This is a genomic window from Chitinophaga pinensis (assembly GCF_007896845.1).
Lineage (GTDB): Bacteria > Bacteroidota > Bacteroidia > Chitinophagales > Chitinophagaceae > Chitinophaga > Chitinophaga pinensis_C.
In genome coordinates, this window is record NZ_VOHS01000001.1 from 89,300 (window position 1) to 102,103 (window position 12,804).

Below are 12,804 nucleotides of genomic sequence, written 5' to 3' on the forward strand. Positions count from 1 at the left end.
CTCCGGTAAATCCGGAAAGCAATTGTCAACTCGATTTCACAATGTAAATTTACGCAAATTTAATCTATGACAGGCCGTTTGAAGCAATATCCGCCTTCTCTTCAATTTGCAGCATTTGTTGCCATTTTCCTTATATGCTTCCTGCTTTATATGATTTTTCTGGTGGCTATATTTCCTCTTATAAGTGGCTCGTCCCTGATCTCGATGCAAAAAGCGTTGACATATGCGCAGGAGTCGTCTGTCCCTGTATCCCCTAAAGTTCTCGGCTATCTGAAATTAACGCAATTTCTATACACTTTAGTAGTTTATTTATTTCCCCCCTTAATTTTTGCCTGGCTGAGCTTTAAACGTCCCGCAAACTGGTTGAGCATTGACCGCAGTCCACGGCTTACAGGAATTATATTAGCTCTTTTGATCATGTTCCTCGCTTTGCCCTTTGTTAGCTTTACTGCTGATTGGAACCATACGTGGCCATTTTCATCGGACCTTAAAAGGACAGAAGAACAGACTGAGGCTTTAACCCGGGTTTTACTGACGATGTCCGACACTGCCACACTGCTGATCAACCTGCTGATCATTGCTGCCGCACCGGCAATAGCAGAGGAATTCTTCTTTCGTGGGGTGATGCAACGCCTGTTTATCGAAATGCTCCCTAAAGCTCCCTGGCTGGCGATAGTGATTACTGCTGCCTGTTTCAGTGCCATCCATATGCAATGGATGGACTTCATTCCCCGTTTACTGCTCGGATTTCTCCTTGGCGCCATCTATTACCTGAGCGGCAATTTATGGCTCTCAATAGCTGGCCACTTTCTTAATAACGGTCTTCAGGTGGTGATGGTTTACCTTTACCAGATAAAAGTCATTAAAACTGATCCAATGGATGCCGGCACCACAGAATGGTATCTGGCCATTGGCAGTCTGGCGCTGACAATCATTGTCGCCTGGCAGTTGTACCAGCGGACACCACCCGCGGAGCGGAAGTTTTCACAACAACAGACTGACTTTACAGACAATATTGATTCAATCGGCAAGTAATTTGTACTTTAGCCCTAACAAACAGATTATTATGGAAAAAGACTGGGTAAAAATTTATTATACCAATCAGGTGTTCCGGGCAGAAATTGTTAAAGGAATGCTGGAGGAAAACGGTATTAATGTCGTTCTCATCAACAGACTGGATTCTTCTTATCTGTCAGCCTTACCGGGTATGGCTGAATTGTTCGTTCACAACTCTCAGGAAGGGGAAGCCCGTCGCTTGCTGACTGAAAATCCGGAAAACCTCTCCTGATAAGCAACTTTGCCCTCAGGTGCATATTTATAAACCAATCGTCTTTTCTACATGAAAACATTCTTTACCCGTACAGCCACTGCGTTGGTTTTTGTGGCGGTAATGCTGGGCGGGATCTTATATAGTCCTTTTACTTTTTTCCTGCTGTTCTTTCTGATCAACTTCTTTGCGCTACAGGAGTATTTCAAACTGATTCGTCATATTGATCCGGATTACGCCAATATATCTGCCTGGCATAAGACTGGCCTTCTGGTAGCCAGCTGTGCACTTATAATGGCATTTACAGGAGAGCATTTTTCCTCTTCCGCTAATTTGTCCCTTGGTTTTCTGGGCTGGTGGATGACGGTCATCTTCCTGTTGATCATGCCAATAGGGGAGATCCTTCTCAGTAAGGATTTTCAGCTCAAAAACATGGGGTATTCCGCAATCGGACTGGCCTATATCACCCTTTCTCTGGGGTTATTGATACACCTCTGCCTGAACTACAAGACCATTCAGTTCACCGAAACAGCAACAGGTACCGGCCCCGGATGGCTGATCCCTTTATTGCTGATCGCGTTTATCTGGATCAATGATACCATGGCCTATATCGTCGGCTCGCTGATCGGACGCACACCTTTTGCCCCGGCAATTTCTCCCAAGAAAACCATCGAAGGTACCGTGGGAGGAATGATACTGGCAATTGCTGCGGCTGGTGTATATGGACATTTCTGGGGTGAACAGTACCTCGCTTTACAGCACTGGCTGGTACTGGCAGGTATTGCCGCTGTCTTCGGTACAGCAGGCGACCTCATCGAATCCAAACTGAAACGTATGGCGGGTGTCAAAGATTCCGGCAGTATTATGCCGGGGCACGGCGGCTTCATGGATCGCTTTGATTCTTTGCTGCTGGCGGCTCCATTCGCCTGGTTATATGTACATTTCTTCGCAATGATTTAACTTCGCACAAAATAACACAACAACAATGAAGATCCATCGAGAAGGATTAGCCACCATTTTACTGTCTTTTGCTGTTCTTGCACTGATCAACGGCGTAATTTTCTACTTCCTGGGACATATGCCGCTGCTTTGCAGAATTGTAGCTGGTTTTTCCCTGGTATTATTCCTTTTTATCATTTCCTTCTTCCGTATTCCGAAGAGAGAAATGAAACTGGACGAATCCCTTGTCATTGCTCCATGCGATGGTAAAGTTGTGGTAATTGAAGAGACCTATGAGCCTGAATACTTCAAAGACAAACGTTTACAGGTATCCATCTTTATGAGCCCTGCCAACGTACACGTGAACAGGAATCCTATCAGCGGTCAGGTAAAATTATCTCAGTACCATGCAGGTAAATACCTGGTAGCATGGCACCCGAAATCTTCTACTGAAAACGAACGTCACTCAGTAGTAATCGGTAACAGTAAAGCTGACATTCTGGTAAGACAGATCGCCGGCGCACTTGCCCGTCGTATTGTAAATTACCTGAAACCGGGCATGCAGGTGACCCAGAACGAAGAACTGGGCTTTATTAAATTCGGTTCCAGAGTAGACATATATCTGCCAATTGGTACCCCTGTGTCAGTTCAGCTGGAACAGGTAGTACGTGGTGGTCAGACAGTGATTGCTACCATATAAATGGTTATATTTATCAGCATAAAACAGACAGTCATGAAGAAATTCATCATAGGGACCACAACCGTATTATTCCTTGCAGCTGCTGTGTATGCCCAGGATAAATCCAAAGACCATTCCTGCTGCAATAAATCAGCTAAAGAAGGAGTTGCCTGTTCAAAGGCGGCCAACAAAAAAGGCGGCGCATGCTGCAAACAGCCTTCTAAAACAGCCGCTTTACGCACCGCAGCTGCCAAACCGGCCAAAACCGCACAACCAGCTCCGGCAGCTAAGCCAGCAGGAAAATAAATAATTGATTATCAATAAAAATCCCTTCTCCGTAAATATTGGAGAAGGGATTTTTTATTGACAACCTATACGGTCTAAAGAATGGTCTTTAATTCGTGCAGGCTGTTGATAACATATGTTGGCTTCAGATCGCCGGTTACAGGTTTCAGGGTATTAAAATATACCTGATCTATGCCCGCATTATGCGCTCCGATAATATCGATATCCAGTGCATCTCCGATCATGATACTACTATCTGCAGTCGCACCCGCTCTGGTAACGGCAAAGTCAAAGATCTCTTTATACGGTTTCAGACTGCCGGCCAGCTCCGAAGTGATCACATGTGTAAAAAAGTGATCTATTCCTGAACTTCTCATTTTAAGATACTGCGTTTCCTCAAACCCATTTGTGATCATGTGAATAGGGTAGTTCCTGGCAGCCAGATATTCCAATACCTCCTTCGCGTGAGGGAAAAGAGCCGTTTGTGTAGGCAATTCCGCCAAAAATTGAACGCTCAATGCTTCACACAGCTTTTCATCTCCAATCTTAAAATCCAGCAGGGTTAAACGGAAACGTTTGTTACGCAGATCATTTCTGGTGATGAATCCTTTCCGGAAACGGTCCCAGAGTTTCTCATTATACACGGTATAGACACTGTGAAATTCTTTAAAAGAGGGTACCCCACGTCCTTCCAGATTGTATGCATGGTACAACTTCTCAAGCACCATGATGGAATTCGTTTCGAAATCCCATAATGTGTGATCCAGGTCGAAAAATATATGCTTGTATTTCATTTGCTGACTCTCCTTGGCTGCTGCAAAGATACTCATTACGTAGGGAAGCACATTTTTTACTATTTTCCGGGTTCTTTAATCTACAGATATGAACGCAGTTATTACAGGAGCCAGCAAAGGAATAGGCAAGGCAATAGCAGAAAAGCTGGCCAGTGAAGGATTTAATGTAGCGATCTGCGCCAGAAACGCAGATACACTGGAAAAAGCAGCCACTGAGATCCGGTGGGCCAATCCGGCTATTCAGGTGCTCGCCGTACCAGTAGACATGGGCAAAAAAGAGGAAGTTCTGACGTTTGCAGACCGGATCAAGTCCACCTTTAGTACGGTAGATATCCTTGTAAATAATGCCGGCCTCTTTGTTCCCGGCTCGCTACACGAGCAGGAAGACGGTCTTCTGGAAAGCCTCATGGCTACCAATGTATATAGTGCATATCACCTTACCCGCCAGCTGCTGGGAGGCATGAAAGCCAACCGGAAGGGTCATATTTTTAATATGTGTTCTACTGCCAGCTATACCTCTTACCCCAATGGAGGAGCTTATAGTATTACGAAGTTTGCCCTGCTGGGTTTTTCAAAAAACCTGAGAGAAGAATTAAAATCGCATAATGTAAAAGTCACCTCACTTAGTCCGGGTCCTACATTAACTGCTTCCTGGGAAGGCTTCGAGGCGCCACCCCGCAGAATGATGGAACCGGAAGACGTTGCAAAACTCCTTTGGGGTGCCTATACACTGTCCGAACAAGCCGTTGTGGAAGAGGTCATCATGCGGCCGATATTGGGCGACATCTCATAAACCCTTCACCAGCAAGCACTTCCGAGCTTATATAGATTATTTTTTTAACTAACTTTTAACTGGGGTTCCGGCACCAACAGGGCTGGCTTTGGTTAAATTTGTTTTGCATTATGAATGTCACTACTGTTAGTATAAAGAAGTTTGTATTATCCCTGTTCTTTTGTCTGGGCACAATTGCGTGCCTGCAGGCGCAGGAATTCAGGTTCACTACCAGCGTCAGCAGTAATAGGGTCGCGGTGGATGAACCGTTTCAGATACAATTCATGCTGGAAAACGCACCCAACGTTACCAGCTTTACACCTCCGCCTTTCAATGATTTTGAAATCCTGCAAGGGCCATCCCAGATGCAGGGTCAATCCATTATGAATGGACGCCGCTCGGAGTACATTGCACTGATCTATGTGATCCAGCCCAAAAGAGTAGGCAATTTTACCCTTCCCGGTGCAAGCGCACGTTCCAATGGGAATGTCGTGCGTTCTAATCCGGTCACAATTGAAGTGCTGAAATCCAACTCCAATCGTGGTCAGGCGCCACAGCAGACCGCACCGCAACAAGGTTATCCGCAGACCCGTGCACAACGCCAGCAGCAACAGCAGGACGAAATGGAGGGAGTGCTACGAAACGGAGAAGACGTCAATGAAAAATTGAAGAAAAATATTTTCGTAAAGGTAGATGTTGACAAGACCGCCCTTTATGAGGGGGAACAGCTGACTGCTACCTATAAATTATATACCCGGCTCCCAACCAACTCCAGCGTAACGAAGGTGCCGGCATTCAAAGGCTTTTCTGCCAAAGACATCGAATTGCCCAATCCACCGCAGGCGACAGAGGAGGTGGTGAATGGTGTGCGCTATCGCGTATTTACCATCCGTAAGACATTACTTTTCCCATTACAATCCGGCACTCTGGAACTGGATCCGGTAGAAGTGGATAACCATGTAAGACTGGTAAAACTTGTCAAGAACAATAACAAACGGGGAAGAGACCCATTTGCCGACCTGTTCAATGACCCGTCTTTTAAAGACCCTTTCGATGATCCGTTCTTTGACGACATCTTTAACCGGCCGGAAGTGACCTACGAGGATGTTCCTTATAAAATACAGACCGCGCCTGTAAAGGTGACCGTGAAACCACTTCCTGTTGACACCCGTCCGGCAAGTTTCGCCGGAGCTGTAGGTAAGTTCAATATGACCGCCACCATTGATAAGAATAACCTGAGCACCGACGATGCACTCACCCTGAAGGTGGTTGTATCCGGTCAGGGGAACGTAAATCTGCTGAACGGCCCCAAGGTTGATGTACCGGCAGGTTTTGAGAAGTATGATCCAAAGGTGACCGACAATATTGAGAAAAACAGCAATCCTTTATCCGGTTCCCGCCAGTTTGAATATGTGCTGATGCCACAGGAAGCTGGCGATCAGACCATTGCCCCGGTAGAGTTCTCTTATTTTGACATCGCCTCCAACAGCTACAAAACCATTCGTTCTGAAGCGTTCTCTGTTCATGTTACGGCTGGCAAGCAGACCAAACGTGAAAAAGAAGACTTCAGCGTCAACAGAAATACTATTACTCCCAACTATAACGGAGTGCTCAACTGGGTAAAACAAGGCAGTTTTCTCCTGATCAACCCATTGTTCTACATCTTATTGCTGTTACCGGTAGTGGCGCTGATTGCTGCTCTGATCTACCGTAGCAAAAGAAATTACCAGCAAAACAATGCTGCGTTCCTCAAATATCGCTATGCGAATAAAGTAGCGCTGAAGCGTCTTGAACTGGCTGCCCGTTATCTGAAAGAAGGTAAAGACAAGGCATTTTATGAAGAAACATCCAGAGCTATCTGGGGATATCTAAGCAATAAACTGCATGTGCCTTTTGCAGATCTCAGCAAACAGCTGATTCAGGACAAACTTGCACAGCAACAGGTAAGCGAACAATATACTGCTAAACTGTTTGACCTGCTGGATGACTGTGAAATGGCCTTATATACACCAATGCATAACAATGACAGGATGCAGGGTACCTATAAACAGGCCGTTGAAGTCATCAGCCAACTGGAAGAAGAACTCCAGCGTGCAAAAAGCGTAGTATAAACCCTGCTAACGATTAAGGAAAGGATGAAGAAGATATTTACCGCTATATGTGCTTTCTTACTGCTGTACCACATAGCAGGCGCCACCCCGGCGCCACAGCAGGAGTTTGAAAAAGCCAACGGCCTTTTTAAACAGAAACAATATACCGAAGCCGCCAACATTTACCAGCAACTGATCGATCAGGGATTTAGTCAACCCGAGCTATATCTCAATGCAGGCAATGCCTGGTACAAGGCCAATAAAACAGGACTTGCTGTTTATAATTATGAAAAGGCCCTTTCAGCGGACCCATTCAATAAATCAGCCGCCCACAACCTGACAGTTGCCAATCAACGGGTAGAAGGATATGTCAACGATCTGCCCCTGCTGTTCTTTCAACAGTGGTGGCTGCACATATTACATTTTCATAGTCCGGACGGATGGGCCACAGGGGCCATCCTTTTATTCTGGCTTTCGATTACCGGCATCATTGTATGGCTGCTCATTCCTGCTTTCAAACCAGTATTAATGAGATGGGGGGCAGGTGTGCTCATGGCAGGTTTTCTGTTTTATCTGATAATGGGTATCAGTGCATATCTGATGAGCAATACACACGATCAGGGAATCATCATGGGTACTACTGTAAAAGTAAAAGCAGCACCTGACACTGAAAGTAAAGACATGTTTGAACTGCACGAAGGCGTAAAGGTGCAGGTAACAGATGCGACTCAGGAATTCTGTAAGATATCGCTGCCGGATGGCAAGACCGGCTGGCTGGCTTGTGCAGAGATCAGGAGGTTGTAGACAAGCCGCAAACTACGGGCATCCGGTTGGATAACATATTCTTCTTTCCTGAAGCCTGTAGTTTGCGGCTTAAAGCTTTTCTATCCTATCCATAAACTCTTGCTTGCGATGTCGGGATACCGGTATACAACTACCATCGCTCATAATAATATCTCCTCCATCTCCTTTGATATACCGGTCCATATAATTTAGATTGACCACATAACTGTGATGTACTCTGAAGAAACCTTTGTTCTTCAACTGTCCTTCCACTTCCTTTAGCGAGCGACATACCAGAGAAGGCTCCGTGGCATTCACCAGATGTACGAGCGTTGTTTCTCCATCAGCCACACAGTATAGAATATCTTTTACCAGCAACATCCTCAGTCCTTCGGGACTCGGTAGCGCCAGTCTTTCTCCAGGGTAGAGGTGTTGATGCAATACCTCCAATATGGAAGTATCCGATTTGCTCCCGGGCTGTACTTTTTGCTGGCGACGGGCCATGGCCTTATCAACGGCATCTACCAGGTCATCCCTGATGATGGGTTTGAGTAAATAGTCCAGCGCATTATGCCGGATAGCATCCAGTGCATAATGATCATATGAAGTGGTAACAATAATGGAAAAGCTGGCGTCTTTACACGCCTTCAGCACGTCAAATCCATTCAGACCCGGCATCTCGATGTCCAGGAAAAGTAGGTCCGGCTGGTATTTTTCTATTGCCTCCAATGCAGAAATCCCGTCAGCGCAAACTGCCACTATATTAACTGCAGGGCAATGCTTCTCCAGCAAAAGCTTCAAAACGCTTCGGCTAAGTTTTTCATCATCCACGATAATGGTGCGCATGTCGTATTTATTCTTGTCCCCAAAGACCCTCCGTCAGCATAAGAATAGCATAGGCGAGGGTTTATAAAAAATACAATATTTAGTGTAAAGATGTGAAAGTTTATTTTACGCAGATGACGTTTTTATACATTACATTACCCCTTCTCTGGCAGCTGCCTGCTGCATATTAATTATAACAACGTGACCGTCAGGTTGTTTCAATTCATTGTAAAGCTCCTGCTCTGTGATGCCGGCACTCATATTATACCGCTCATTAATGGCCCGTAATCTCGCCACAGCGATACTGATACCTTTGGAAAGATGGGCTTCATCTGCAGGAGGATCCTGATTAACGCCGTTATCTTCTATTCTGACAATAAGCATTTCATTAGCACGGCTGATACAGATACGGAGGCAACCCCCGCTTTTTGTGGGTCTTAATAGCAGGCGTCTCCAGATAGCCTCCTGTATATATGGCTGAATGATCAATGGTGGCACAAAAGTGACCTGCTGGAATACATCCGGGGCAATGTCCAGTTCATAGTCAAACTGAGCACCGAAACGTAGCTGTTCCAGCTGTAAGTACAGTTCCAGAGCCTCTATATCTTCTTCTAAATTAACCCATTCCTTATTGCAGTTGCGAATAATAAGGCGCATCAGACGGGCAAACCGTGTGAGGTAAAGGGAAGCAAGATCGGTACTGGTAGTAAGGATGTAGTGGTGTATAGCATTCAGACTGTTAAAGATAAAATGCGGATCCATCTGCGCCTGAAATGCATGCATTTCCAGGTGTATCAGCTGCTGTTGCCTGCTTATCTCTTTTGTTGATGCCTGCTTTATGCGCCGTTCCCTGACATAGAAGACACAGCAGATCATGATCAAACTCAACAGAAAAAACACCCAGTACGGCCAACCTACTGCATTGAGTATGTTAGAGCAAAAAACCAAATTTCTAAAGGTTTGCGAAAGGATATAATATAAGTCCCTTGCAAAGTCGTACACTCCGGCAGGCACGATCATGCAATGTAGTCAAGACTGGTGCTAAATATCCATCAATTCCGCTTGCCGGGAAAGGGGCAATTATTACAAGGCAGCATTTGCAGAACAACCGGGGCAAAAATCAGGGTAACTGGTAACAATGGCTATTCGGTAAATTTATATCCCACCCCTCTTACGGAATGGAAATACCTAGAATTCCGGCTGTCTTCTTCAAAATATTTACGGAAGTTCAATATGAAGTTATCTATAGTACGGGTAGTAGGGTAGACGTTGTAGCCCCAAACCACCTGCAGGATCTTTTCACGGGTCACGACCTCTCCCTTGTTCTCAATGAGCAGTTTCAGGAGCATGGTCTCTTTTTTACTCAGTTCATAGTGTTTGCCATCTTTGCCGATACATTCCTGAGCGGCAAAGTCGATTTCATTATTACCGAAGTGATATACGGTAGAAACACTATCCTTATCCTGAATACGTTTGTTTTTTACGATCAGCTTTTCCACTCTCAGGAGCAGTTCTTCCAGGTTGAAAGGCTTTGTCATGTAGTCGTCCCCACCTTTTTTCAGGCCCAGCACGCGGTCAGCACTGCTGTTCTTAGCGCTTAAAAACAGGATAGGTACTTCATTGTTCTGGATACGGATGTTCTCGCAAACGGCAATACCGTCCATTTCCGGAAGCATGATATCCAGTATAATCAGGTCAAAATATTCGTTCTTTACCGCCTTTAAAGCAGCGGTACCATTATCTACAGCCGTTACTTCATATCCCTCCAGTTCCAGGTTCAGCTTCAGCGCTTCCTGGAGGTTCTCTTCGTCCTCTACCAGTAGTATGGATGCTTTAGTAGCTTCCTTCATAGTTAATAATTGCTATCACTAATTTACACTCTTTGAATGGAATATACCGGCCATGATATCTCAAAACTGGCACCTGCGGGTATATTATCTTTCACGACAATCGTTCCTCCATGCTGCTGTACAATCTTTCTGCTGAGAAACAGCCCAAGTCCGGACCCTTTCGCTTTACGCGTATTTTCATTGCCTATACGATAAAACTTGAGGAATATCCTTTCCCGTTCGTCCACTGGCACCCCAGGCCCTTCATCGGTAACTTTCAGCTTTAACACGTTGTTACTGCATTCTTCCAGACTCACATCGATTCTGGTATTCCGGGGGGCATATTTCACGGCGTTTTCTACGAGATTGCTCAGTAAGATCTGCAGCATGAACTTATCTCCGTTGACCCAGACATCAGGCAAAATATGTGCCTGTATCGTATGTGTCGAAATGCGTGACTGGATTTCCTTTACCCCGTTTTCCAGCAGGAAAGAAAAGTCAATATCCTCCCGGAACAATTGGTAACGCTGAGACTCCATTTGTGAAGCCAGCAATATATTATTACAAAGCTGGTCCAGCCGGTTGGTTTCCCGGATGGTATTGTCTAGTAGTTTTAGTCGCTTATCCTCGTCCAGCTTATGTTTGCGGAGTGTTTCAAGATTAAGTTTAGCGGCAGCTATCGGCGATTTTAATTCATGTGTCACCGCCATCATAAAGTTTTGCTGCTGCTGTGAAAGACGCATTTGCTTCCAGATGGCACGGTAAACGAAGAACCCACCCAGTAAAATGATGGCCAGAAAAATAAGTCCTTCTCCAAAGAACATGACAGAACGTCTCTCTTCTGTAGTCTGTATGCGCGTCAGCTCCTGATGATATTCGACAGGATGTGCAATACTGTCAGTACGTAAAACAAGGTTTTGTATCTCAAACCGGGTGATCTGCTCGCTTTGATTAAAAAGCAGCACCCCCCACCATACCAGTGCGAGAATGGTATATGCCAGCACAAAAAGATAAATAAAGGAGATCGCTCTCCCTTCCTGCATATTACGGAATAGCTTTTTCATTTTTTCGTAAACCGGCTTTCTCGATCCGCAGGCCTACATTCATAATATCGGGCAACGGATTTTGCCGCATGTTTTGTTCAAAAGTAAACTTGTAGGTTCCCGGTCTGTCCAGAATTGCTTTCTGCTGAATAGGGATCCTGTGCTCATAGATGTCATCCAGTCCGCTACCCAGCCATTTGCCCGATACGTCGGCCAGTGGCAGTTCCACGCGCTGTGCCACCGGCTTGTCACCGGGGAACTGCGTATGAACCAGCAGCCAGATGTTACTGTAAGGGTAGGAGTCCTTATGCCTTACATTCACATAAATGTTATAAAGATAGGCCGTATCCTGAGGCTGCACGGTCACCTCAAAAACGGGTTTATTAGCATAAGCCCACTCATGTCCCGGAATATCCAGGTTCTTTTCATAGGTATCCATTTTCAGGGGCTGACAGGAAGCTACTGCAAGTAACATTCCCGCGGCCGCCATCATCCGGCAGAGTCTATTCATATTTTATTGAAAATACGTTTATTACGTAAGGAACTATGTCCTTCTTACAATACATTCAACACCTGCTCTTTCGCTTTTTCCAATTCATCCTTCATCAACACCACCCATTGCTGAATGCTGGCGTCGTTGGCTTTTGAACCGGTTGTATTGATTTCTCTACCTACTTCCTGCAGCACAAATCCCAGTTTTTTACCTTTCCCCGGATCGCCGTCTGCCAGGATTTCCTTGAAATAACGGCAGTGATTCTCCAGTCTTATCAGCTCTTCTGAAATATCCAGCTTCTCTAAATAGAAGATCAATTCCTGCTCCAGACGGTTTTCATCCACATTTTCCTTACCCACATGTTCTGCCAGCAGTCCTTCCAGACGCTGACGCACCTTGTCTTTACGCAGCGGATCCAGCTCTCGCACTTTCGTGCAATAAGTCCCTATGTTCTCTATACGCAACAGCAGATCGGCTGACAGCATCTTTCCTTCATCTGCACGATGTGCATCCAGATCAGCTACTGCCTGTCTGATCACATTCTCAACTTCCTGCCACTCTTCTTCAGAGATCTGTTCTGTCGCAGGCGATACCACTTCCGGTAATTTCATCAACACATTCAGCATATCCTCCTGCGGAAGGTTTAATTCTGTAGCCAGCGTCTTAATGGACTGATGGTAATACTTCGCAAGATCGGTGTTGATTACCACCGGACGCGTAGCTCCATTCTGCCTGATATTTACCGTTGCATCCAGCGTACCACGCAACAAAGACTGCTGCATTATATTACGGATGTCAAACTCATAAGGCTTTAATAATGGCGATATTTTAAGGTTCACCTCAAACTGCTTACCATTCAGCGATTTCACTTCCACAACAATCGTAGTTTCCCCCTTGGTTATTTCCGCCCTTCCAAAGCCGGTCATTGATTTCAGCATAATAGAGATTTGTAGGCAACAAACCTACCTAAATTAGCCCAAAACGCAAAGAATACGTCCGGTAATC

At 45.4% G+C, this 12,804-nt stretch carries 15 protein-coding genes; 8 read left to right on the forward strand and 7 right to left on the reverse strand.

All coding sequences use genetic code 11. The features are described from left to right. Positions 1-66 precede the first annotated feature (66 nt). Genes FEF09_RS00370 through FEF09_RS00390 form a run of 5 tightly spaced genes read left to right on the forward strand, consistent with a single transcriptional unit; the run spans position 67 to position 3,191 of the window. Positions 67-1,035, forward strand: a complete 969-nt coding sequence (locus FEF09_RS00370) for a CPBP family intramembrane glutamic endopeptidase (protein WP_146302807.1) — start codon at positions 67-69, stop codon at positions 1,033-1,035. 31 nt (positions 1,036-1,066) lie between these two features. Beyond that, positions 1,067-1,288: a DUF2007 domain-containing protein gene (locus tag FEF09_RS00375; RefSeq protein WP_146302809.1), complete on the forward strand. Its 222-nt coding sequence runs from the start codon at positions 1,067-1,069 to the stop codon at positions 1,286-1,288. 51 nt (positions 1,289-1,339) lie between these two features. Next, entirely contained in the window at positions 1,340-2,227 is an 888-nt protein-coding gene (locus FEF09_RS00380; RefSeq protein ID WP_146302811.1) for a phosphatidate cytidylyltransferase, read from the forward strand. A gap of 25 nt (positions 2,228-2,252) precedes the next feature. Next, the gene (locus FEF09_RS00385; protein WP_146302813.1) at positions 2,253-2,906 is read left to right on the forward strand and encodes a phosphatidylserine decarboxylase family protein; all 654 of its coding nucleotides are present in this window, start codon (positions 2,253-2,255) and stop codon (positions 2,904-2,906) included. Positions 2,907-2,939: 33 nt separating this feature from the next. Continuing rightward, on the forward strand, positions 2,940-3,191 hold the full coding sequence (locus FEF09_RS00390) for a hypothetical protein (RefSeq protein WP_146302815.1): 252 nt from the start codon (positions 2,940-2,942) through the stop codon (positions 3,189-3,191). A 74-nt stretch (positions 3,192-3,265) separates the two neighbouring features. On the opposite strand, the gene FEF09_RS00395 is transcribed toward FEF09_RS00390, so the two are convergent. After that, complete coding sequence (locus FEF09_RS00395) at positions 3,266-4,000, reverse strand: YjjG family noncanonical pyrimidine nucleotidase (RefSeq protein ID WP_261387271.1); 735 nt, start codon at positions 3,998-4,000, stop codon at positions 3,266-3,268. A gap of 52 nt (positions 4,001-4,052) precedes the next feature. On the opposite strand from FEF09_RS00395, the gene FEF09_RS00400 reads away from it, so the two are divergent. The 3 genes from FEF09_RS00400 to FEF09_RS00410 all read left to right on the forward strand — a co-directional run bounded on the left by FEF09_RS00400 (position 4,053) and on the right by FEF09_RS00410 (position 7,630). Next, positions 4,053-4,757, forward strand: a complete 705-nt coding sequence (locus FEF09_RS00400; protein WP_146302817.1) for an SDR family oxidoreductase — start codon at positions 4,053-4,055, stop codon at positions 4,755-4,757. A 110-nt stretch (positions 4,758-4,867) separates the two neighbouring features. Then, a complete protein-coding gene (locus tag FEF09_RS00405; protein WP_146302819.1) occupies positions 4,868-6,847 on the forward strand; it encodes a BatD family protein in 1,980 nt (659 codons plus the stop codon). A 24-nt stretch (positions 6,848-6,871) separates the two neighbouring features. Further along, positions 6,872-7,630, forward strand: coding sequence for an SH3 domain-containing protein (locus FEF09_RS00410; RefSeq protein ID WP_146302821.1), 759 nt, complete (start codon positions 6,872-6,874; stop codon positions 7,628-7,630). Positions 7,631-7,699: 69 nt separating this feature from the next. Here the strand turns inward: FEF09_RS00410 and FEF09_RS00415 are convergent, their stop codons facing one another. The 6 genes from FEF09_RS00415 to FEF09_RS00440 all read right to left on the reverse strand — a co-directional run bounded on the left by FEF09_RS00415 (position 7,700) and on the right by FEF09_RS00440 (position 12,737). Further along, positions 7,700-8,455, reverse strand: coding sequence for a LytR/AlgR family response regulator transcription factor (locus FEF09_RS00415; protein ID WP_146302822.1), 756 nt, complete (start codon positions 8,453-8,455; stop codon positions 7,700-7,702). A gap of 129 nt (positions 8,456-8,584) precedes the next feature. Then, positions 8,585-9,310 carry a sensor histidine kinase gene (locus FEF09_RS00420; protein ID WP_222596900.1) on the reverse strand — a complete coding sequence of 242 codons (726 nt, stop codon included), beginning with the start codon at positions 9,308-9,310 and terminating at the stop codon, positions 8,585-8,587. Between the two features lie 266 nt (positions 9,311-9,576). Further along, the gene (locus tag FEF09_RS00425; RefSeq protein WP_089829386.1) at positions 9,577-10,284 is read right to left on the reverse strand and encodes a response regulator transcription factor; all 708 of its coding nucleotides are present in this window, start codon (positions 10,282-10,284) and stop codon (positions 9,577-9,579) included. Between the two features lie 23 nt (positions 10,285-10,307). Then, positions 10,308-11,327: a sensor histidine kinase gene (locus FEF09_RS00430; protein WP_146302826.1), complete on the reverse strand. Its 1,020-nt coding sequence runs from the start codon at positions 11,325-11,327 to the stop codon at positions 10,308-10,310. Beyond that, the gene (locus tag FEF09_RS00435) at positions 11,308-11,817 is read right to left on the reverse strand and encodes a gliding motility lipoprotein GldH (RefSeq protein WP_146302827.1); all 510 of its coding nucleotides are present in this window, start codon (positions 11,815-11,817) and stop codon (positions 11,308-11,310) included. Before FEF09_RS00435 ends, FEF09_RS00430 begins: the two co-directional genes overlap by 20 nt. A 44-nt stretch (positions 11,818-11,861) precedes the next feature. Beyond that, positions 11,862-12,737 carry a YicC/YloC family endoribonuclease gene (locus FEF09_RS00440; protein WP_146302829.1) on the reverse strand — a complete coding sequence of 292 codons (876 nt, stop codon included), beginning with the start codon at positions 12,735-12,737 and terminating at the stop codon, positions 11,862-11,864. Between the last annotated feature and the right edge of the window lie 67 nt (positions 12,738-12,804).